General features: G+C 58.2%; 13 protein-coding genes. 10 read left to right on the top strand and 3 right to left on the bottom strand.

Going from position 1 to position 21,946, the window contains the following annotated elements:
- Positions 1–24 precede the first annotated feature (24 nt).
- Positions 25–546 carry a hypothetical protein gene (locus AC0V6V_RS10880; protein ID WP_486165408.1) on the bottom strand — a complete coding sequence of 174 codons (522 nt, stop codon included), beginning with the start codon at positions 544–546 and terminating at the stop codon, positions 25–27.
- Between the two features lie 510 nt (positions 547–1,056).
- Between AC0V6V_RS10880 and AC0V6V_RS10885 the strand changes: the two genes are divergently transcribed.
- The 4 genes from AC0V6V_RS10885 (at position 1,057) to AC0V6V_RS10900 (ending at position 9,200) form a co-directional block, all read left to right on the top strand.
- Positions 1,057–2,331 (top strand): Xaa-Pro dipeptidase, encoded by a 1,275-nt coding sequence (locus tag AC0V6V_RS10885; RefSeq protein WP_486165409.1) that lies wholly within the window; start codon positions 1,057–1,059, stop codon positions 2,329–2,331.
- Positions 2,332–2,555: 224 nt separating this feature from the next.
- Complete coding sequence (locus tag AC0V6V_RS10890) at positions 2,556–5,933, top strand: TonB-dependent receptor domain-containing protein (protein ID WP_486165410.1); 3,378 nt, start codon at positions 2,556–2,558, stop codon at positions 5,931–5,933.
- 117 nt (positions 5,934–6,050) lie between these two features.
- A complete protein-coding gene (locus AC0V6V_RS10895; protein ID WP_486165411.1) occupies positions 6,051–7,685 on the top strand; it encodes an amidase in 1,635 nt (544 codons plus the stop codon).
- A 489-nt stretch (positions 7,686–8,174) separates the two neighbouring features.
- Entirely contained in the window at positions 8,175–9,200 is a 1,026-nt protein-coding gene (locus AC0V6V_RS10900) for a hypothetical protein (protein ID WP_486165412.1), read from the top strand.
- A gap of 28 nt (positions 9,201–9,228) precedes the next feature.
- Here the strand turns inward: AC0V6V_RS10900 and AC0V6V_RS10905 are convergent, their stop codons facing one another.
- Positions 9,229–9,948 (bottom strand): queuosine precursor transporter, encoded by a 720-nt coding sequence (locus tag AC0V6V_RS10905; RefSeq protein WP_486165413.1) that lies wholly within the window; start codon positions 9,946–9,948, stop codon positions 9,229–9,231.
- Between the two features lie 187 nt (positions 9,949–10,135).
- Here AC0V6V_RS10905 and AC0V6V_RS10910 point away from each other — a divergent pair, with 187 nt between their 5' ends.
- The 3 genes from AC0V6V_RS10910 (at position 10,136) to AC0V6V_RS10920 (ending at position 16,101) form a co-directional block, all read left to right on the top strand.
- Complete coding sequence (locus AC0V6V_RS10910) at positions 10,136–11,389, top strand: NupC/NupG family nucleoside CNT transporter (RefSeq protein ID WP_486165414.1); 1,254 nt, start codon at positions 10,136–10,138, stop codon at positions 11,387–11,389.
- Positions 11,390–11,427: 38 nt separating this feature from the next.
- Positions 11,428–12,369 carry an isopenicillin N synthase family dioxygenase gene (locus AC0V6V_RS10915; RefSeq protein ID WP_486165415.1) on the top strand — a complete coding sequence of 314 codons (942 nt, stop codon included), beginning with the start codon at positions 11,428–11,430 and terminating at the stop codon, positions 12,367–12,369.
- A gap of 243 nt (positions 12,370–12,612) precedes the next feature.
- Positions 12,613–16,101 (top strand): TonB-dependent receptor, encoded by a 3,489-nt coding sequence (locus AC0V6V_RS10920; RefSeq protein WP_486165416.1) that lies wholly within the window; start codon positions 12,613–12,615, stop codon positions 16,099–16,101.
- Between the two features lie 73 nt (positions 16,102–16,174).
- Here the strand turns inward: AC0V6V_RS10920 and AC0V6V_RS10925 are convergent, their stop codons facing one another.
- The gene (locus tag AC0V6V_RS10925) at positions 16,175–19,120 is read right to left on the bottom strand and encodes a hybrid sensor histidine kinase/response regulator (protein WP_486165417.1); all 2,946 of its coding nucleotides are present in this window, start codon (positions 19,118–19,120) and stop codon (positions 16,175–16,177) included.
- Positions 19,121–19,231: 111 nt separating this feature from the next.
- On the opposite strand from AC0V6V_RS10925, the gene AC0V6V_RS10930 reads away from it, so the two are divergent.
- The 3 genes from AC0V6V_RS10930 to AC0V6V_RS10940 are packed head-to-tail and all read left to right on the top strand — an operon-like array spanning position 19,232 to position 21,940.
- Positions 19,232–19,954: a TonB family protein gene (locus AC0V6V_RS10930; RefSeq protein WP_486165418.1), complete on the top strand. Its 723-nt coding sequence runs from the start codon at positions 19,232–19,234 to the stop codon at positions 19,952–19,954.
- A gap of 49 nt (positions 19,955–20,003) precedes the next feature.
- A complete protein-coding gene (locus AC0V6V_RS10935; protein ID WP_486165419.1) occupies positions 20,004–21,047 on the top strand; it encodes a mannose-1-phosphate guanylyltransferase in 1,044 nt (347 codons plus the stop codon).
- Positions 21,044–21,940 carry a class I mannose-6-phosphate isomerase gene (locus AC0V6V_RS10940; RefSeq protein ID WP_486165420.1) on the top strand — a complete coding sequence of 299 codons (897 nt, stop codon included), beginning with the start codon at positions 21,044–21,046 and terminating at the stop codon, positions 21,938–21,940. Before AC0V6V_RS10935 ends, AC0V6V_RS10940 begins: the two co-directional genes overlap by 4 nt.
- Positions 21,941–21,946 lie beyond the last annotated feature (6 nt).

A 21,946-nucleotide genomic window follows, 5' to 3' on the forward strand; every position in this document is an offset into this window, starting at 1 on the left:
AAGGGTGTCTGCAAGATTGGCCAGCTATCTGACGGTCATTCGCTTTCTTGCTCTGACTTCACGGTCCAATAGGTTCCAGATAGTCTTCCATTCCATTGTTGGATCAACGTGCTCGAAAAACAAGCGGACAAGACTTGGTAAAGGTGCAAGACTCTCCGGTCGGCCAACCGTCGTCTTCTCAGATGAGTGGATCTCATGGATATCGATAATAGCTGAAACAACTGCGTGAAGGTCGTTGTTGCCGTCGTCACCGCCTTTCATCGACGCTGCGGCCGATGCGGCTGCAGTCTTGACCGTCGCGATATCTGGTTCGGCGCGCAGCCACTGGACAGCAATCAGACCATCCGGCCAATCCGGAGCCGATAGCAATTGAGCCCAAAGGTAGGTCTCAGTATCCCGGTCCAACTTGAGCAACAGCGATTGAAGCTCGGCTACTGACTCGACTTTTGAGATCTCGTGGAGCTCACTGCGAACCACCTCGCGCGATGAGAATGTGGTCTCTTTCGAAGTCAGGTACGACCTAGCGAGATCAGTTAGATTGCCCATCGCGGATTTTGATCCCTCACCGTCTACCTTCAGGAAACACGCGAACTGCTGCGCAATTCCTGCAGAAAAGCTGAACTCGACGAGGTCTCGCCATTCGGGCCGGACCGGTCCTTTTGCGACCAGTGGATTCTCGGCATCGATTACGGATGCGTGATGTCTGCACTACCATTCCCGAATCCCAATGCAGTCCCTGCCGATTATCGAGTAGTGTCTCCCGTTATTGAGAGATTGTATTCCCGTATTAGAGATATTCAAGGAATCGGGTAAACCCCCGGGAATTAGAGCTGACTGGATAGCCATTCCCTCAAAAGTTGGCGAAAATCCCGTTAAATTCCCGTTTTTCCGGGAATCCAAGCGCCAAGACTGGTTAGCGCTGGACTGTGCCATTCACCACCGTTTCCCCACCATTAACGATTGTGCCGCGATTAGGCGTACGAGGGCCTCTGCTTGCCTCTTGCCGGGCGGTCCAAAGCTGCTAGCTTTCGCTGCAATGCAACAAGGGGAATACGTTTGAAACTGCCGGCTATCGCTCTCGCTTCGTCATTACTCCTTAGCTCAACCGCCCTTTTGGCGGAGACTGTTGTCGTCACCGCGGACAGCATGGTCGATGTTGAAAGCGGGCGGTTGCTCGATGACCCGGTGATCACGATCACCGACGGCGTGATCACGGAGGTTGCATTTAGCGAAACGGTTTCCGCAGAGGCTGATGAGGTCATTGATCTCGGCGACATGACAATCCTGCCCGGCCTGATCGACATGCACGTTCACCTCACCAGCGATTCCGACACGCATGGGTATCGCAGGCTTGCGATCTCTGATGAGCGCGCGACCATCACTGGGGTGGTAAATGCCAAGACCACGCTGATGGCTGGCTTTACGACGGTGCGCAATGTTGGTGCGGGCAGCTTTGGCGATGTGGCGCTGCGTGATGCAATCGCAGAGGGTGATGTCCCTGGACCTCGTATGTTTGTCTCTGGCCCACCGATCGGGATTACCGGCGGGCACTGTTCGGACAACAATCTCTTGCCGCCAGAATATGAAGCGACCGGCGAAGGCGTGGCTGACGGCCCGTGGGCTGCGCGTTCCAAGGTTCGTAAGAACCGCAAGTTCGGCGCGGATTTGATCAAGACCTGCTCGACCGGCGGTGTTCTTTCCAAAGGCACGAAGGTCGGTGCGCCGCAATACACTGTGGAGGAGCTCACTGCGCTGACCCAAGAGGCGCACAGCCACGGGATGAAGGTCGCCAGCCATGCCCACGGAACCGAGGGTATCATCAATGCCCTGAAGGCGGGTGTCGACACGATTGAGCATGCAAGCTTCATCGATGACGAAGGCATCCGACTTGCGAAGGAAAACGGGGCATTCCTGTCGATGGACATCTACGTCACTGAGTTCATTCTGGGCGAGGGTGAGGCCGCGGGCATATTGCCGGAAAGCTTGGAGAAAGAGCGCATGACGGGCCAGACGCAGCGCGAGAATTTCCGCCGCGCTCACGAAGCCGGTGTGAAAATGGTGCTGGGCACTGATGCTGGGGTCTATCCTCATGGCGATAATGCGAAGCAACTCTCGCGCATGGTGCGCTTTGGTATGAGCTCCACTGAGGCTCTGCGCGCAGCGACTTACAATGCGGCTGATGCTTTGGGACAAAAGGGCAATGTCGGTGTGATCAAGACTGGCGCGTCGGGCGATATCATCGCGGTGCGCGGCAATCCTCTGGAGGACATCTCGCTGCTCGAAAACGTGACTTTCGTCATGAAGCAGGGCGAGGTGTACAAGTCTGAATAGACATGGCTAGCTAGCCATTCGCGCCTGCACAATTTGAGTGGGGGCACTTATAATGCGTTGACGGGTCGCAATATGCGCGCGCACTCGGCCAAATGCGTGCATTTTTGCAACAAAAGTGCGCTTGGGCCGCCTTTCGGGCGGCAATCCTGCCATCCCGACTTGACACTATGCTGCGTTGCAGCAAGTTTTCCTGTGGGAAGAGAACATAAAACACAGGGAATTTTATGCGCAGCTTTAAACTTTCAGGTCACGCACTGCTCCTCGCCGCCACTAGCATGGTGCCATTTGCCGCTCATGCGCAGTCCGCGCCGGATGAGGAAGCGGTCGAAGAAGGGAATGCAATTGTTGTAACTGGTTCGCGTATCGCGACGGACTCCACGACTGCTTTGCCAAGTCCGGTTCAGGTGCTCACTGCCGAAGAATTCCGGAACGCTGGTGAGATCGATATCTCTCAGACGTTGCGCGAAATTCCCGCTTTGCAGGGTTCCGATCCATCGTCTCTCGACACCGCGCAGGGCCTTGCTCTGTCCGGTGCCAGCACCTTGAACTTGCGCCAACTGGGTACCAACCGAACGCTCGTCCTACAGGATGGTCGTCGCCACGTTCCAGGCCTTGCAGGCACTGCGACCGTTGACGTCGGTTCAATTCCCTCAGCGCTTATTTCTAGGGTGGAAGTGCTGACCGGCGGCGCATCGGCTGTTTATGGTGCAGATGCTGTTTCGGGTGTTGTCAATTACATCACCCGCACTGGGCGAGATTTTGATGGCCTCGAGTATCGCCTACAAGGCGGTATAAGCGATAAGGGCGATTCCGAAGAGTTTTTCGGTTCGGTTGCGGGTGGCGGAACCTTTGGCGATGATCGCGGCAGTGCCGTTTTCGCTGTAGAATATTCGCAATCCGAAGGCATTTTGAACGGAGATCGGCCTGGTTTTGCTGGAGCCGGCTTCTCATCGTTGAACAACAGCAATGCGTTCTTGAACGAAATCTTGGGACTTGATCCAGATGCAGAGCAAGCCTTTGTACCGAACCGCACACTCCCAGTGTCCAGCGCTGGCTCTACAATTGCTGTTGACCCAACGCCGTTTGCGTTCCCTTTTGGTGCCTTGGGTTCGTTCGTAACCAACTTTAACCCTGCAACAGACTCCGTACCATTTATTCCGGGTACGACCATTCCGGTGTTGCAGGTTATCGATCCAGTAACCGGCGAAGTTCGGGCGTTCAATCCTGGTATTTCAACTGGTGCGTTTAACGCCATCGGCGGTGATGGTATTCCGATCGGTCAGACCGCGCCCGGCCTCAGTCTGATCCCTGATCAGACTCGAATTGTAGCAGCAGCCGGCGTGGACTACGAAATCACTAGCGGGATTACGTTTTTTGCTGACGCCAAGTTCGCGTACACAGAATCGAGTAATATTGCCGGTATCCCGTTCTCTGATGATATTCCGATCGCCTTGGACAACCCATTCCTTCCGCAGGCTATTCAGGATCAAATTCCGATCCTTGATGCGTTGGATCCAGCCTCGACTCCAAGCATCTTTGTCGCTCGCGACAACCTCGGCTCGGAAATAGGCGCGGGGACAACTGTCGAGCGATCGACAATTCGTGCGACCGGCGGTTTCAAAGGCGAGATTCCTGGAACAAATGTCGATTTTGAAGTGTCGTATTCATGGGGACGTACTGATGTGAATAGCATTGGTCGAGCCTCTCGTCTGAATGACCGTTACTTTACCGCGATTGATGCAGTGGCATTGACTGCAGCTGACCTTGATGGGACCAACCCGAATGCCGCGTTCGCAGCTGGCGGACCTGGTACGCTCAATGCAATTCGCGGTGGTCAGGATTTGGTTATTGATGCCGGAACAGCCCAGGTTGGCGATATCGTTTGCCGGTCAGAACTTACCGGTCTGCCGTCGCCAGCTGCTCTTTTCGTTGGCGGCCCGCCACTCTTTGCAGCCGGCACGCAGATCGTCGGTGCCGATGGTAACCCGACTGACGTTGGCAGCTTGACCCGTCCGGTCACGTTCGCGATCGGCGATGGCCAATGCGCACCCTTAAACATCCTTGGATCCCAAGCCATTCAGGGGGCAGGAGCAGCTTTCGCCTTTGTTGACCTTGAAAACGACACTACAATTGAGCAGCAGCAATTCCTTGCTGTCATTTCTGGCGACACTGGAAACTTCTTTGAACTTCCAGGCGGACCAGTGGGCTTTGCAGCTGGTTTCGAATGGCGGAGAGATACATCTCAGTTCATTCCTGACAGCTTCCGTTCAATTGAAGGCAACGTAGTTGGTAACGCCAGCACGGTCGTGAATGTCTCTCCGACTGACGGCCAAGGCATCAGCGTTTACGAAGGTTTCGGTGAAATCAAACTGCCACTGCTGGCTGACCTCCCATTCGCTGACTATTTGGAAGTGAGTGCCTCGGGCCGTATTTCTGATTACAATACGATAGGAAGCACTGAAACCTATTCGTTCGGCGCTACATACCGTCCGGTCGATTGGTTCACTGTTCGGGGCACACTGTCGCGTGCTATCCGCGCTCCGAACATTGGTGAACTGTTCAATCCGCAGTTGGCTGCATTTATTGGCGTGGATGCTGACCCTTGTGATGATGGTAACATCAACAATGGTAGTGCCAACCGTCCGACCAACTGTGCAGAGTTCGTTGCTGCAGGATTCGATTCATCTGACTTCTTGACGGCGTTCGTGACCGGAACGACTGGCGGCAACCCAAACCTAACGGAAGAAACCTCTGACAGCCTTACAATTGGCGGCATCTTCGAACCAGGTAATAGCATTTTCGGCGGGGCCTTGGATGGCTTGGTCGTACTTGCCGACTACTATGACATCGAGATTACCGATGCTGTGGGTAGCTTGACTGGCGCTGCGATTGCTTCTGCCTGCGTTGACTTGCCATCAACAGACAACCAGTTCTGTGATGCGATCCAACGCGATGCCAACAATGGCGGCGCGATTTCTGGCTTTACCTCCGGGAATATCAACCTGTCCGTGCTTCGTGCTCGCGGCGTTGACTTCGAAGCTCGCTACAACTTCGAGGCCCCGTTCGGAAACGGGCAGTGGGGCGAGTTCCAACTTTCTGCCGCTGGCACGCACTTCATTGAGCGTTTTACGGAAAGTGACCCGGTGATTGCGCAAACGATCGCTTCCGAACCCGACCCGCTTCAGCAGCAATTGTTGATTGCCGACCAAGCAACGGTCAGCGATCTGCTTGGCGTTGTTGGAAACCCAGACTGGATCATCAATTTTGGCGTCAACTGGGAGTTTGAAGGCTGGAACATTGGCTGGAGAGGTCGCTTTGAAGACTCTGCATTACAGTTCTCGAACGCTGCAGCGACGGATGTTGAGATTGTTGATGGCGCTGTCGTCGTGTCGCCAAACGTCGGCCTGGCTGATCCTTCTCAGCTCACCACCGGCAGCTCGCTCGAACATGATATCAGCGTAAGCTATGATCTGAATGATGATATCCAGCTGTTTGGCGGTGTGAACAACCTGACAGACGAAGAACCGTTCCTTGGCAGCCTGGCTCGCCCGGTTAGCCCACGCGGTCGCTTCTTCTTCTTCGGCGTATCTGGATCGTTCTGACCTAAACTAGGTATGCGGACGACTTGAACCGCAAACAGTGACACCAAGGGGCGGGGCAGTTACCACACTGCTCCGCCCCTTGGTGTTTGGGCTGTGTGATGAACGACGAGGTGATGGATGCTGCGTAGGGTGGTTTTGAGCGTGGCGGCATGTGCGTCGCTGATGGCGTGCGATGCGATTGGGGGCACTTTCGGTTCGGGCTCCTGCACCGTGCCAGAGCTGGCCGTAGCCAGTGCCAATCTCGGCAATGTTGAGGACCATTCCTTGGCGGAGCTTGCGCGCATGATGGAGGCGGGCGAGACCTCGAGCGAGGCCATCACCGCAGCTTATCTGGCGCGCATTGAAGAGCTCGACGATGCCGATGGCGGGCCTCAGCTGAACGCTGTCCTCTCGCTCATGCCTGATGCGCTGCAACTCGCGCAGGCCAGCGATGCCGCGCGCTGCGATGGCGAGGAGCTGGGCAGCCTCCACGGTATTCCTTTGCTGGTGAAGGACAACATCGAGGTCGCTGGCCCAGTCCCCACCACCGCTGGCTCCACCGCGCTGAGTGACAATGTGACAGACCGCGATGCTCCGCTCATCCGCCGCCTCAAGGATGCTGGCGCGATCATCCTGGGCAAGACCAACCTCTCGCAATGGGCGAACTTCCGCTCGACGAACTCCACCAGCGGCTGGAGCGCGGTTGGCGGGCTCGTCAAGAACCCGCACCGCCTGCCGTTCAACTCCTGCGGCTCCTCCAGCGGCAGCGGCTCTGCCATGGCGGCGGCGCTGGCTGCGGGCACGATCGGTACAGAGACCGACGGCTCGATCATGTGCCCGTCCTCGGCCAATGGCGTGGTCGGTCTGAAGCCGACCGTCGGGCTCGTCTCGCGCACCCATGTCGTCCCGATCAGCCACACTCAGGACACCGCCGGGCCGATGACGCGCAGCGTGATGGACGCTGCCATGATGCTCACCGTTATGGCCGGCACCGACCCGGATGATGCCGCGACCGCAGAGGCGGATGCGCAGGCAAGCGACTACACCGCAGGGCTGAGCGCCGATGGCCTCAAGGGCATGCGGATCGGCGTGATGCGCGATCAGGTTGGGGGCAGCCCCGCGATCATAGAGCAGTTCGACGCCGCTCTCGCCGTGATGGAGGCGCAGGGCGCGGTGCTGGTCGAGATCCCGGATCGCGGCATTTCTGACGCTGACCAAGAGGCGCTGGGCGAGGCGGAGTTCCTCATCCTGCTGACCGAGTTCAAGGCCGATCTCAACGCCTATCTCGCCACCACGCCGAAGGCCGTGACCACGCGCACTCTGGCCGATCTCATCGCCTACAACACGGCCAATGCCGAGGTTGAGATGCCGCATTTCGGCCAGGAGCTGTTCGAGCAGGCGCAGGCCCAGGCGGGCCTCACCGATCCGCGCTATCTGGAGGCGCTCAAGACGACCAAGCGGATCGCAGGCGCTCAGGGCATTGACCGGCTGCTGCGCGAGAACGACGTGGCCGTGCTGGTCTCGCCGACGCTGGGGCCGGCATGGCTCTCCACCCTGGGCGATGGCGACACGTTCGCCGGGCCCAGCGCGAGCTGGCTGCCGGCGACCTCTAGCTATCCGCATCTGACGGTGCCGATGGGCGGGATCGAGGGCCTGCCGATTGGGATCAGCTTCTACGCGGGCAAGTGGTCGGAAGGCCTGCTGCTGAAGGCGGGCTATGCCTATGAGCAAGCCTCGAACAAGCGACTGACCCCGCAGTTCCTGACCGAGTAGCGCGCCCGCGCCGTTGCGCTTGATGGCCGCTCCACTCGTCGCTGGTGAAGCACGCTTGGAACGGCTGGAACACAGTACAGGGGCGAAAAGCCAATCGATCACAGAGGGACCGATTGATCGATTTACTCGATTAGTCGGATGTTGGAGCGCGGCTGGCAAAAGCATAGCCCAGAGATAGCCATTCGCCCTCGAGTAGGAAAACTTGCTCGTTATCCGACAACTGCCATCGTCATCCGAGCGAAAGCTGGGTTCTCAAGCGGCAATGTGATGCACTACGAGGCTCTAGACCCCGGCCTTCGCTGGGGTGACGAGGTTGGTGAAGTTATTCGTCACCCTGAACTTGGTTCAGGGTCCATCCCCTGCACGAGCATCTAAGATAGTACCGTCTGTGGTGGTCTGATATGTTTTGTGGACAAGCCAGCCAAAGACAATCCTATATCGAAGAAAAATTCGATAAGCTTAGAGAAAGAACTTGGAAGGTGATTCTATTTGGCAGATATCTCAAACATCGTCAGCGAAATTGAAGCAAGCCGTCGCGAAACTCTTGCAGATGATTTCGATTTTCAAGATCTCCGTGAAATGAATAGAGACTCGGACGGCTCTCCGCTAAACGATCAAGTTGATCTTTTTCTGGATTGGGCCTCAGCTCTACTTCGACGAATTCCAAAGGATTGGAAAAAATATACAAAGCAACCCCCTGCCGATCTTCATAGTCTGTTCGAAGATACTGCAAAGCTCCTACAGACAATACAAGGGGCAAGCTCTCAGACAACAGGGGCCCGGGGGGCGCATCTATCCAATCTTAGTGGCCGCATCCAAAGTACAATGGTCAGGACTGTCAACTCCAACAAGGAATTGCTGTTCCTCCAAATGATCGGCGATGATCGCAGCTCCGACGCCGCTATACTGCGAGAGCGTCTAAATGTGTCGTTGTCCGATATGGACAAGACTCTCAGAGATTCGCAAGCCAATGCCTCGAAACTAAGGGAAATGGCCGACGCCTCCAAAGAAGCTACGGCAAAAATCGCAGCTAGTGGCAGGGCGCGTGTCTTTCACATCGAGGGAAAGGGTTACGAAGACGCTGCATGTATGTGGCTGGGTGCCACAGCGGTTTTGGCGGCGCTTCTGACTTTTCTTGCCTTTGCTTTCGCCTTAGGATGGTTGTTACCACTCGAAAACGGGGCAGACGCGGGCCAGATCGCTGCGCATTTGTTCAGCAAGGCCCTAATTCTTTTTACACTCGGTGCGGCCCTGACTTTCTCTGCAAAACAGTACAGCGCTAACCGACATAACGCGGTGCAAAATTACCACCGTAGTAGCGCGCTCAGAACTTACCGAGCACTGCTAGCGGCAACGCGAGAGGAAGCGGTACACGAAGCCATTCTCCAGCAAGCTGCTCAGGCTATCTTCTCACCAAGCGACACGGGCTATTCCAAGCATGCAGCACAGTACGATCAGACACCTATCGTGCAGCTTGTGCAGGGAATGACGAAAGACGGTACGCCACCTGCCTAGTGGTTGTGACGCTCCAACATTTCCAACCTCACCCCCGCGCATCAAGCCACTTCGCGAGGCGCACGCCGCCGGTGATCAGGAACGGCACCAGCACAATTGACAGCGCGACCTTGGCGATCACTTGTCCGATCAGCAGGTCCATAATCGGGAACAGGCCGTAGAAGGCGAGGGTGATGAAGATCACCGAGTCCACCGCTTGGCTGAGCGCAGAGGCCACCGCGCCGCGGATCATCAGGCCGATTGTGCTGGCCTCTCCGCTGCCGCGCAACCGGTCAAATATCCAGATATTGAGCAGCAGCGAGACGATGTAAGCCGCCGGGCCCGCTGCCCATACACGCCACACAGTGTTGTGTACCCGCTCAAACGCGGCAAGGTCGTCTGCACGCCCGCTCAGCATTTCCACTGAGGGTGGCAGTGCCAGTACCAATTGCATCAGCACGCTGGCGATCAGCAGCGGCACAAACCCCAGCCAGACGATCCGGGTCGCGTATTTCTGACCATAAAGCTGTGACACTGTGCTGGAAATCACGACCAGGATGAGAAATGCGAAAATGCCCGATTCCACCGCCAGATCGGTCGGCCATAATTGCACTTGCTTAAACGCCAGCACGCCGGCCAGCACCGTCATCCCGCCATACAGCATCAGATAGACAAACAGCCCGCGCGGCATTTGCATCATGCCGGCCGCGCTGGCGGCTGGGGAGGGTTCGCTGGTGGATGGGGCCTGCGCCGGTGTCGCTGTGTTCATGGATAAGGCTTAAGTCGCGCGGGAGGAAAAGAAAAGCGATGGCGGGCGCGCTATCAACGTCTCTCACACTCGCGAGAATTGACTGTTTGCGCGCAAGCGGCAAGGTTCCCTCCCGCGTGCCGAGAGATCGCGGCGCGCATGTTGTTTGCGCGGGACACGCGCATTTAGGGGAGCCTCGCGCTTAAACATGCCGCCATTTGTCATGAGCCTCATCGGGATCGCTGCGATCCTGGCCATCGCCTTTCTGCTGTCCAATGGGAAAAAGCGCATCAAATTGCGCGTGGTGGGCGCCGCCTTTGCGCTTCAGGCGCTGATGGCGCTGCTCGTGCTGCGCACGGATTTTGGCGTTAGCGCGATTGAATTTATGTCGAACGGCGTGATCGCCTTGCTCAGCTATTCTGTGCAGGGGATTGAGACCCTGTTCGGCCCGATGGACAGCAACCCCTTTGCCAACACGTTCCTGATCGCGGCCTTGCCAGTTATCGTGTTCTTCGCGGCGCTGGTTTCGATCCTCTATTACCTTGGCATTATGCAGCGGCTGGTGCGCTGGCTGGGCGGGGCGATTGGCTGGTTGACCGGGATCAGCAAGGTTGAGGCGCTGGGCAGCGCGGCGAACATCTTCGTCGGCCAATCGGAAAGCCCGTTGGTCGTGCGGCCTTATCTCGCCGCTCTGCCGCCATCACGATTGTTCACTTTGATGTGCGTTGGCATGGCCGGGGTCGCGGGCACAATCCTTGCGGCCTATGCCTCGTTTTTGGGCGATGAGGCGGTGCCGTATTTGCTGGCAGCGGCGTTTATGTCCGCGCCGGGCGGCATTCTGATGGCGAAGATCATCATGCCGGATGATCCGGAAGAGGCGGCGGCGCACGACGCCCTGATTGCCGATGCGACCGTGTCGGAGACCTTCGAAGAAGGCGAAAAACCCGCCAATATCATCGAAGCGGCGGCGCAAGGCACCACCACTGGCGTAAAGCTCGCCGTGGCCGTCGGCGCGATGGTGATGGTGTTTGTCGCTCTGGTTGCGCTGGCCAATGGTCTGCTCGGCGGGGTTGGCGGCTGGTTCGGCTATCCCGACATCTCGTTCCAGCAATTGCTCGGCTATCTGTTCGCGCCGGTGATGTTCCTTATCGGGATTTCAGACTGGGATCAGGCGCAGATTGCGGGCGGATTGTTTGGGACCAAGATCGTGCTCAACGAATTTGTCGCCTTTATTGAACTGGGCGCAGTGGAAGGTCTGACCGAGCGCAGCCGTGCGGTCGTCACCTTTGCTCTGTGCGGCTTTGCGAACTTTTCCTCCATCGCGATCCAGATGGCGGTGACGGGCGGCTTGGCTCCGAACCAGCGCCCGGTGATCGCGAAGCTTGGGCTAAAGGCGCTCGCCGCTGGTAGTCTCGCGAACCTGATGAGCGCGGCGCTGGCTGGCCTGTTCTTGCCGCTGTAGGCTGGAACAATCGCAGCATAGGTATTACGTACTGAGCTATGACTGACACCGCCCCCGATATCGCAATCGTCTCGCTCGCTCAGCCGCTGGAGACGATCTCTGACGAGCTTGGCCGCAGCTTTGCCGAATATGGCTTCGCGGTGGTGCGCGATCATGGCATCCCGCAAGAGCTGATCGACCGCGCCGAGGCGCTGTCCAAAGAATTCTTTGCGCTGCCAGATGACGTTAAGCGGGCGTATAAGATCGAGGGCGGAGGCGGCGCGCGCGGCTACACCCCGTTCGGCACGGAAAAGGCCAAGGATGCAAGCGTCCATGACCTCAAGGAATTTTGGCATGTTGGCCGGGGTCTGCCCGCGGATCACCCGCTGGCGGAGTTCATGGGGCCGAACGTTTGGCCCGCTGAAGTCGGCGGTTTTGAGGACACTTTCAGCGAGCTTTACGCCGCGTTCGAAGAGGCGGGCGGACGTGCGCTGGAGGCGATTGCACTGCACCTCGAGCTGCCGCAGGACTTCTTCGCCGCGACGGTTGAGGACGGCAATTCTGTGATGCGCCTGCTGCATTATCCGCCGCTCGGCCCCGATGCGCCAGAGGGCGCGATCCGCGCCGCTGCGCATGGCGATATTAACACGATCACATTGCTGCTGGGCGCTGAAGAGGCCGGGCTCGAACTGCTAACCAAAGCCGGCGAGTGGAAGGCGATTGACGTGCCAGAGGGCGCGCTGGTCATCAATGTCGGCGATATGCTGGAGCGGTTGACGAATGGCCGCCTGCGTTCAACCACGCACCGGGTTGTGAACCCGCGCGGACCGGCGGCGCAAAGATCACGCTATTCCATGCCGTTTTTCCTGCATTTCCGGCCTGATTACCTGATCGAGCCGCTGGCAAGCTGCGCCGACGGATCAAGCGACTCGGCCCCTGCAGAGCCAATTTCGGCGCATGACTTCCTGATGCAGCGCCTGCGCGAGATCAATCTGGCCTGATCAGCCCTCAACTGACCGAAACCATCACGAATCTAATATTTTGTTGCGCTGCAGCAACACCAGCCCTCTAACCTGCAGGAATCCGCGAGTCCTGCGGTGGAAAACTCTTTCCTGATCGCAGTCTGCCAGCCGAGCAGTGGATAGCGTAACGCAATTGTCACAAATCGGTCTTTTTAGCGTCCCGCAACGGCCCTAATGGGGGGCGTGTTCACATCCATCCACTGTGATCAGGGGACCCTACTAATGAAACTCAAGTATCTTTTGGCAGCGAGCGTCGTCAGTCTCTCAGCCGCCGCAACTATCGCAGCGCCAGCCGCCGCACAAAGCATTACATCCGGCATCGAAGGCTCGGTAATCGACGTGAGCGGCAACGCGCTTCCAGGTGCGACCGCAACCATCACCGATACGCGCACCGGCGCCGTTCGTGACGTAACCGCAGGCGCAGATGGCAACTTCCGCGTCGGCTCACTGCCGCCCGGCGGCCCATACACGGTGACTGTCACCGCACCTGGCTACGAAGGTCAGACGGTTGAAGACGTGTTCACCAGCATTTCCGGCAACACCGCATTCCGCTTCACCCTCGAAGCAAGCGCAGCCGGCGGCAGCGACAATGTCATCATCGTGACCGGCGCCCGCGCTGGCGTGACCCAACTCGCTGTTGGTCCAGGCACCGCTTTCGATACGCAAACGCTGGAAAACTTTCCATCGATCACTCGCGACGTTCGCGACATCATCCGCATCGACCCTCGTGTCAGCCTTGAGCAGAGCAACGACGTTGATCGCATTTCCTGCCTCGGTGGTAACGATCGCGGCAACACCTTCACCGTTGACGGTATCATCCAATCGGACGTGTTCGGCCTGAACGGCACGCCGTTTGCGGCACGTAACTCGCTGCCGCTGCCATTCGACGTTGTTGAGCAAACCTCGGTTGAATTCGCTCCGTTCGATGTCGAATATTCCGACTTCACCGGTTGTCTCGTGAACGTTGTTACCAAGGCCGGTACCAACGAGTTTAGCGGTTCGGCGTTCTACACCTATTTCGATGAAGGTCTTCAGGCCGACACGCTCGAATTCGCAGACGGCGAAGTTCAAGAAATCAATGCCGGCCGCGAAGAGCGTTGGGGTGCCACACTTTCTGGCCCGATCATCCCTGATCGCTTGTTCTTCTCGCTCGGCTATGAAGAAGTAACGATCGCTGACGGTTACAACGATGGCCCAATTGGGTCCGGCGCAGCCAATGAAGTGCCGTTCGCAACACAAGCACAATTTGATGAGTTCGCGCGTATCGCCCGCGAAGTCTACGGCCAAGAAGTTGGCGAACTGCCAACGACCTTGCCTGAAGGCAACGTGCGTTACTTCGGTCGTCTCGACGCGATCATCAACGATGATCACCGCCTCGAGGCTACCTACCAACGTCTCGAAGAAACCAATGTCGAATTTGATGGTGGCGGAAACACGCTGACCGGCATCAATTCGTTCGAAGATGAAGGCACGGTTTCGGACTACTACTCTGTCCGTCTGTACTCAGACTGGAGCGACAAGGTCTCGACCGAATTGCGTCTCAGCCGCGCAGACGTCGCTGACGTTCAAGGTCCGGTTGGCTTCGGTGAAGCCCAATCAGACGATCCAACTGTTCGCCTCGTGGTTGGCCTGCCCAACGCAACCAATCCGGATGTCATCGCGGCAGTTGGTGCTGACGAAGCTGATAACGGCGGTTTTGCCACGGGTCCTGGTATTTTCCGTTCAGCCAACGCGCTGAATACGCGGATTGATCAGGCGCGTTTCGTTCTGAACTATGACGCTGGTGATCACCAGTTGAAGTTTGGTGCGGAAATCAACGACCTCGAAGTGTTCAACCTGTTCGCGATCAACGCAACGGGTACATTGTTCTTTGACGGTCTTGCCGACTTCGAAGCTGGTCTGCTTGCCAACGGCACCGGCGGCGATTTCGACGGTCCCGACGAGATCATCGAATCTGGCGCAGGCGGCGGTACGATCCGCACCGGTATTGATGGCGACATCAACAATGCTGCTGCACAGTTTGGCCGCACGGTTTACTCTGTCTTTGTTCAAGACGATTGGTCTGTAAACAGCCAGCTTGACGTAACAGCCGGTGTTCGCGTCCAGCTCTATGAAGGCGATGCGCCTCGGAACAACCCGCTGTTCGTACAGCGGCTCGGTTTCAGCAACAGCGTCTCATTCGGCTCGATCGATCCTGTTGTGTTGCCGCGTCTTTCTGCGACGTACAACTTCGACAACGAGGGCTTCTTCTCAAACACCAGCGTAACCGGCGGCATCGGCGTATTTGCTGGCGGCGACCCGGTCGTGTTCTTCTCTAACGCATTCTCGAACGATGGTTTTGCATCGGTCAACGGAAACACCGGAGATTGCGATGCGGCTGAACTGACCACTGATCCGGTTACTGGTCAGATCTCCGTTGTTTCTGGCGGTGCTTTCACCGGCTTCCCGCAGTGTGCGATTAACGCTGGCGCGGATGGTGCGGCCGCTGGTGGCGGTGAAGTTCAGAACATCGATCCTGACTTCAACATCCCAACCGCAGTGCGCGCCAACATCGGCTTCGCCACTGACGTTGGCACCGAGACCGGGTTCTTCTCGAACTGGAAGCTCAACGTCGATTACATCTACACGCGCTTCAACGACACGCTGGCTATTCGCGATCTCTTGCAGGTTGTCGATACTCGCCAAGCGTTGGACGGATTCACTGTAGATGGTCGCCCGATCATCGCAGCGATCGATCCTCTTGCGGATAACTGCAACGCGACGTTTGATCGTGATGCGGGCACGTTTGTGGGCGTAACAGACCCGTGCTTCTCCACGGGTCTCGATGAGTTCTTGCAGCTCACCAACGGTCCAAGCTTTGACAGCCACAACCTGTCATTCATCTTGAGCAAGCGTTTCAGCGAAGGCCTGTTCACCGAGAATGGCGGCGTAAACATCAATCTCGGCTATGCCTTCAACGACAGCGAGCAGACCATCAACTCTCGCTCCGCTACGGCAGGCTCGCAGTTTGACGGCACCGCAGTGTTCGATCCGCAAAACCCGGCTGTATCTCAGTCTGGCTTTGAAACGCGGCACAACTTCACGCTGTCGATGTTCTTCCGTGAAGAGTTCTTCGAAGGATACGATACCGGTCTCGGCATCTTCTTCCGTGCTTCGGAAGGCCGTCCGTACAGCTTGACCTTTGATGATGGCTTCCCGGACTTCCGTGACAGCGGTTCTGCCGAAGAGAACATTCTGGCCTACATCCCAACGGGAATCGACGATCCAAATCTCTCACCACTGAGCGATTTTGATGATGTTGCGTTGTTCCTTGATGCCATCAATGGTGGCGACAGCATCGTTAGCAACTTGAACTGCGAGTTTACGCCAGGTCAGACCATTCGTCGTAACACCTGCCGTAACCCATGGTTCTTCGATGTCGACTTCCGCTTGAGCCAGGAACTGCCATTCATCGGCAGCCTCACCGGCATCAAAGACGACCGCATCGAAGTCTTCGCTGACTTCTCGAACTTCCTGAACCTGCTCAATGGCGATTGGAACGTTCGGCGCTCACTCGGCGACTTCGATGGCCGCGTAGCTTTGCTTACCGGCGAATTCGATGATCAGGGGCGCTATGTTCTGGAAGACTTCCGGGCCTTTGAAGGCGAAGCGTTCACCGCCATCAACAGCAGCATCTGGCGCATCCAAGTTGGCGCACGCTACGAATTCTAATTCGTCGCTAACCGACTAGCTAAACAAGCGGCGGGGCCTCAGCGGGCTCCGCCGTTTGCGTTTGGGGGCAGGGTCAGGCGCGGGAGCTGCTGCTTCGGGGTTCGGATTGATCGCGGTCCTCAGCAATGCTGAGGGCATCTCGCAGCAGGTTGAGCTGCGCCGCAGGATCAAAGTCACCGCGCAGCGCTTGCTCCAGCATGGCGGCTCTGTCGCCCAGTTCTGCCTCGCCGAACATGGCGGCGGTGCCGGCCAATTTGTGCAGCAATTGCAGGAGTTCGTCCTTGCGCTCTGCATCAAAACCGCCGCGCTTTAGCGTATTTCGCAGCGCTTCTAGCGCCTCCTCGCGGCGAGCCTCCCAACGCTCAATCAGAGCGGGCGAATGCGACTGGAATTGCTCGCTAGGCGGGGCAGGAAAGTCGATAACTTGCGATTCCTCGGTCAGCTCCGGCTCTGGGTGGCATGCGGCTTCGCTTTGTTGGTCTGAGGCACGCTGCGCCCCGGGCGCGTCCTCGTATTCCGCAGGAGTGCTTTCCTCGACGATCCGGGTTGGCAGCCAGCGCTGAAGAGCGCGCGCCAATTTCGCGAATTGCAGCGGTTTGGCGAGGTGCGTTTGCATCCCAGCGTCGCGCGCCGCCGCAATGTCTTCGGGAAACACATTGGCGGTGAGCGCAATGATTGGCAGGATGTCGCCGCCAATCCCTTCGCCTCGGATCGCGCGGGTGGCGGCATAGCCATCGCAGCCCGGCATCTGCACATCCATCAGCACAAGGTCATAGGGATCGCCGCGCAGGAATGCGTCGATCACCATCGCGATGGCTTCATTGCCGTCATGCGCGATCGAGACATTCTGGCCGCATTGCTCCAGCATTTCGGTGACCAGCAGACGGTTCACATCGTGATCTTCTGCCAGCAAGATCCGCGTGCCGCGCGGTAATTGCTCCGGCTTTGCCAGATCCAAGGCGGGCTCAATTTCTGGCAGAGGTTGCGCCTTGGAGAACGGCAGTATCAGCGTGAAGCATGAGCCGCGCCCGGGTTCGCTTTCCACCTCTAGGGTACCGCCCAGCAATTCTGCGAGCTGGCGGCTGATCGAGAGGCCGAGGCCCGTTCCCCCGAAACGGCGCGCGGTGGTGCTTTCCCCCTGAGTGAACGGCTTAAAGATACTGCCTAGACGCTTGGCACTGATGCCAATGCCGGTGTCGAGAACTTCTATGACGATCTGCCCGTTCTCAATCCGATAGCTGACTGTGACGCGGCCGAACTCAGTGAATTTGATCGCATTGGCGATAAGGTTGAGCACGATTTGCCGCACCCGAAGGCCATCTGTTGTGACCCAGGGCTCTCCCGCATCGCTTTCGAAATGCAGCTCCAGGCCTTTTTTCTCAGCGCTGGGGCGGTGGAGTGCCGCGCATTCCTCCAGCGTGGCGTCGAGGTCCAGCGCTTGCTCGTCGATGGTGATTTCCCCGGCTTCGATCTTGGAGAAATCAAGGATGTCATTGAGGAGCAACATCATGGAACGGCCCGATTGCACAATCAGATCGACATTGCGGCGTTGCTCAGAATCAAGCTCACTTTGCAAGGTAAGCTCAGCAAAGCCGAGCACGCCGTTCATTGGGGTGCGGATTTCGTGGCTCATATTGGCGAGAAATTCTGATTTCGCGCGCGCTGCACGTTCCGCCTTGCGCCGGGCGCGGGTGAGAAGGAGTTCAAGCTCCACCCGCTCTGTGACATTGCGAGCGGACACCACAATGCCTTCGCGCTCTCCGGTTTCCGGGCTGTAAGCGACCGCGCATTCCGCCTCGATAAAGACCGGCAGCCCATCGTCGCTGTCGGTAAAGCGCCGGTAAGTGAAGCGCTCATTCTCGCTAACGCCGGTGATGAGGCGCTCCTGTGCCTCAGAGATGAGTTCGCGCGATTCCTCGTGGGTTCGCTCGCTGGGACGCTTGCCGATAAAGTTCTCTGGCGGCTCCCCCATCACGGTTGCAACCGATGGCGAGGCATAGGTGCAGCGGCCCTGAAGGTCGAAACACATCAAGGCATCGGTTGTGTTCTCAGCCAGTAGGGCCAGCTCGCGTTTGCCCTGTTCCAGCTCCTCCATCATGCGTTCTCGCCCGGCCAGAATGACGGCAACGGGAAGGCCAGTGAGGAAGTTTGCCGCGACAAATGCCTGGAGCAAATGCGCCTGCATCTGAGGGGATACGCCGGCTGCGGCGATGGGGCCATAGCCGCTCCAGGTCATAGTCATGGCGACAAACGCCAGCAGGGCGACGAAGATCGCGGTCCCTGTGTTGCCCAGACGAAAGGCGTGCAGCAAAGTGATTGGCGGGATCAGGAACAGCAGCGGATAGCTGGGCTGGTAAAACACCATAAAAGCGCATCCACAGCCCGCCACCAACATGACTGATCGCTCGACCAGCTGCGAATTGGTGGGGCGTTGAAAGTTGCGAATGGCGTCATGCAGCAACAAAGCCGTCGGCACGATCAGCACCATTCCCAGACTGTCGGTGAGGAACCATGTCTGCACCGTCTCCTTCATCGCCGCCATATTGGGCACCATCGCCAGGACAGCGACGAATGAAGACAGAAATGGGCCAACCAACCCGCCAATCAGGACGATTTTCGCCAAATGCTCAAGGTTGGTCATGTCCGGGCGCAAACCGCATGCCAATCTTACCAGGAAGACAATGCTCGCAATGTCGACGATATTGGCCGCGGCAAACACCAGTGGCTGATGAATGGGAAACTCGGGGCTGAAATTGCTGACAAAGCCCGACACAAAGATCGCGGCGAGCAACAGGATTTCGTTATTCAATCGGGCGCGCAGCAGGAATGCAACCGCGACCGCATTGGGCAGCCAAATTTTGGCGAGCGCGCCGCCAAATCGCGACAGCTCCAGGCTTAGGACTGCGAGGGCTGCAAACACGACAAAGCCCATCGCCGCGGCCACCACGCTGCGGCGGTCGATTGCGCCAATCGCAAAGTAAGCCAGACGCGCCGGCTCTTGGGTTTTTACTGCGTGCACGTGGCTTGCACTCCATCGCTAACCCTTGAACAATGGCGTATAGAGCATACTGCCGCGTTCGAAGTGAGATGCGGGCAAATACTTAGAGGCGCAAAGGACAGCGGGGAGGTTATGGCAAAAGCAAACTATGCGGCGCGTCGCCGCCGGCCGCGTTGGCCATTGCTGGTGCTGATTGTGCTGTTGCATGTGGTCGCGCTTTACGGCCTTGCGCGGGCGTTTGCGCCGGATTTAACCGCATCGGTTGAACGCAGCGTGGTCTCCACCTTCTCGGTGACGATCACAGCCCCGCCGGACCCCCCGCCGCCCGAAAACGAGCCTCAGCCGGATGAGGGCGCGCAAGGCGATCCCGGGCGGCAGGCGGTGCCAAAACCCGTTACTGCGCCGACGCCTAAGGTGCCGGTCAAGCAAGACCAGCCTCAGCCGCGCGCTTCCTCCACCGGCACGGCGGTCAATTCTGGCGCGCGCGAAACCGGCGATGGCACGGGCGCAGCGGGCAGCGGCCTTGGCACGGGCAGCGGCAATCAGGGCGGCGGGCAGGGCGGCATTGCGGTCAGCAAGCCGGTGCACATCTCAGGCTCGATCAACAATGCGCGCGATTATCCAATTCCAGAGGGCGGGCGCAATGCGCGCCGCGGCACCGAAGTGATTGTGAAAGTGACGGTTGGGACCGACGGACGCGCGCGCAATTGCTCAGTCTATCGGGCAAGTCCCGATCCAGAGGCTGATCGCATCACTTGCCAGCTGGTCGAAGGCAGGCTGGGGTTCCGGCCTGCTCAGGATGCCAGTGGTAATCCTGTTGCAGCGCCGTTTTATTGGCGGCAAAGGTGGTTCTAATGTTTCGGTTACCCATCGTTAGTCCCTCCCGAGCTAAGCCGCCCACACAATGACCTCAGCCAAAATCCACCCTGTTATCTTGTGCGGCGGCGCGGGCACCCGGCTGTGGCCGGTGAGCCGCCGGGACAAGCCCAAGCCGTTCCTGCCGCTGATTGGCGAGACGACCTTGTTCCAGCAGGCGATTGAGCGGACCAGCGACGCCGGCCAGTTTGCAGCGCCCTTGATCGTGGCGGGTGAGGCGCATGCGGATCTGATTGAGCAGCAATTGGCCGACATGTCCTGCACCGCCAATCTGATCATTGAACCTGCGGCGCGCAACACGGCACCGGCGATAGCGCTGGCTGCAGCGCGGCTCGACCCGGCGGCGATCATGCTGGTGTGCCCGAGTGACCATCACATCGCCGACACTGCGGCTTTCTGCGCGGCAGCGAGCACTGCCGCTGAGCTGGCGGAGAATGATTACTTGGTCTCCTTCGGTATCGCAGCGGACCGCCCTGAAACGGGCTATGGCTATCTCAAACGCGGCGAGCCCTTGCCAGGCAGTTTTGCGATTGAGCGCTTCGTTGAAAAGCCGGATTTGACGACCGCGCAGAGCTATCTCGAAAGCGGCGAATACAGCTGGAATGGCGGAATTTTTGCCTTTCGCGCAGGCGCATTTCTGGATGAATTGGCCCGGCATCGCGCGGATATGGCGGCGCTGGTCCGCCGCGCTGTCGATGATGGCCGCGAGGACGGTTCGCGGTTCAATCCGTCGAGCGACGCCTTTGCGGCGATCACCGGAGAATCGGTCGATTATGCGGTGATGGAAAACACCGCGAGCGCGGCAATGGTGCCCGCCGATATGGGCTGGTCCGACATTGGCAATTGGGCCGCATTGCACGATGCCCTGCAAGGTGATGCGGGCGGCAATGTCGCACCAGAAAACAGCGAACTTGCTGATTGCACAAATGTTCTCGCGATCAGCGATGGGCCGCGCATTTCGGCAATTGGTCTTGAAGATGTGTGCATCATCGTCGATGGGGACGAGGTCTTGGTGACCACGCGCGATGGCGCGCAAAAGGTCGGCAAACTCTCAGGACCCAATGAGCAATGAGCGCTACCCCACAGACTGATCATGCCGCGCGTAAGCCGGAGCGCTTCGCACGCAAGCTGGCCACGCGTCGGGTCGAGAAAGTGTGGGGGCGAACCAATCTGCCAGCGCCGTTTGATCGCCGTGCGGTTGCGCGTAGCAAGGGGCCGGATGGACGGCCCATGCTGGTGGGTGAGGTGTGGTTTGAGCCGCCGCCAGAGCTCGAGCAATTGCTGGTCAAATACCTTTTCACCAGCGAGAAATTGTCGGTTCAGGTGCATCCCGGCGATGATGATGCTGAGGGTGATGAAGCGGGCAAGGATGAGTGCTGGCTGGTGCTGGATGCAGAGCCGGGCGCAAAGCTGGCGATTGGCTTTGAAAAGCCGGTCACATCTGAGCAAATGAGAGAGGCCGCGATCAGCGGCGATATTGAGGATCTGCTTACCTGGTATGAGGCGAAGGCGGGCGATCTGTTCTTTCTGCCAGCGGGAACGGTCCATGCAATCGGACCGGGTTTAAAGCTGATTGAAGTCCAGCAGAACAGCGATACCACGTTCCGCCTGTATGATTACGGACGCCCGCGCGAGTTGCATTTGGAGCGCGCGATGGCGGTTGCGAGCGGCGGCCGGTACGATGCCAGCCATAAGGGTACAGTCGCGGCGCGCGGGCAGGTCTTGTTTGATGCGCCGCATTTTCGGGTCGACCGGGTTGAAGGCGCTCCGGATGCAGAGACTTGCGCAGCTCTGGGTGGACCGATCCTGGTGCTGCCGATTGAGGGCGAGGTTACGTGGGGCGCCGAGGTGGCAGATGATGCTCGAGACACCCGCGCCAAAGCGGGCGAATGCGTGGTCGCAAGCGGTCTTGAACTGTTCGATTTTTCAGCTGCCAAAGTGACCTTGGTTGTGAGCGCCAAGTAGGCTTAG

The sequence above is a fragment of the Erythrobacter sp. S249 genome (assembly GCF_057364975.1).

Coding starts and splice junctions, on each gene's coding strand:
- AC0V6V_RS10940 (WP_486165420.1), top strand. CDS start 21,044: ATGAGCGCTACCCCACAGACTGATCATGCCGCGCGTAAGCCGGAGCGC.
- AC0V6V_RS10880 (WP_486165408.1), bottom strand. CDS start 546: ATGGGCAATCTAACTGATCTCGCTAGGTCGTACCTGACTTCGAAAGAG.
- AC0V6V_RS10895 (WP_486165411.1), top strand. CDS start 6,051: ATGCTGCGTAGGGTGGTTTTGAGCGTGGCGGCATGTGCGTCGCTGATG.
- AC0V6V_RS10930 (WP_486165418.1), top strand. CDS start 19,232: ATGGCAAAAGCAAACTATGCGGCGCGTCGCCGCCGGCCGCGTTGGCCA.
- AC0V6V_RS10905 (WP_486165413.1), bottom strand. CDS start 9,948: ATGAACACAGCGACACCGGCGCAGGCCCCATCCACCAGCGAACCCTCC.
- AC0V6V_RS10920 (WP_486165416.1), top strand. CDS start 12,613: ATGAAACTCAAGTATCTTTTGGCAGCGAGCGTCGTCAGTCTCTCAGCC.
- AC0V6V_RS10915 (WP_486165415.1), top strand. CDS start 11,428: ATGACTGACACCGCCCCCGATATCGCAATCGTCTCGCTCGCTCAGCCG.
- AC0V6V_RS10935 (WP_486165419.1), top strand. CDS start 20,004: ATGACCTCAGCCAAAATCCACCCTGTTATCTTGTGCGGCGGCGCGGGC.
- AC0V6V_RS10890 (WP_486165410.1), top strand. CDS start 2,556: ATGCGCAGCTTTAAACTTTCAGGTCACGCACTGCTCCTCGCCGCCACT.
- AC0V6V_RS10910 (WP_486165414.1), top strand. CDS start 10,136: ATGCCGCCATTTGTCATGAGCCTCATCGGGATCGCTGCGATCCTGGCC.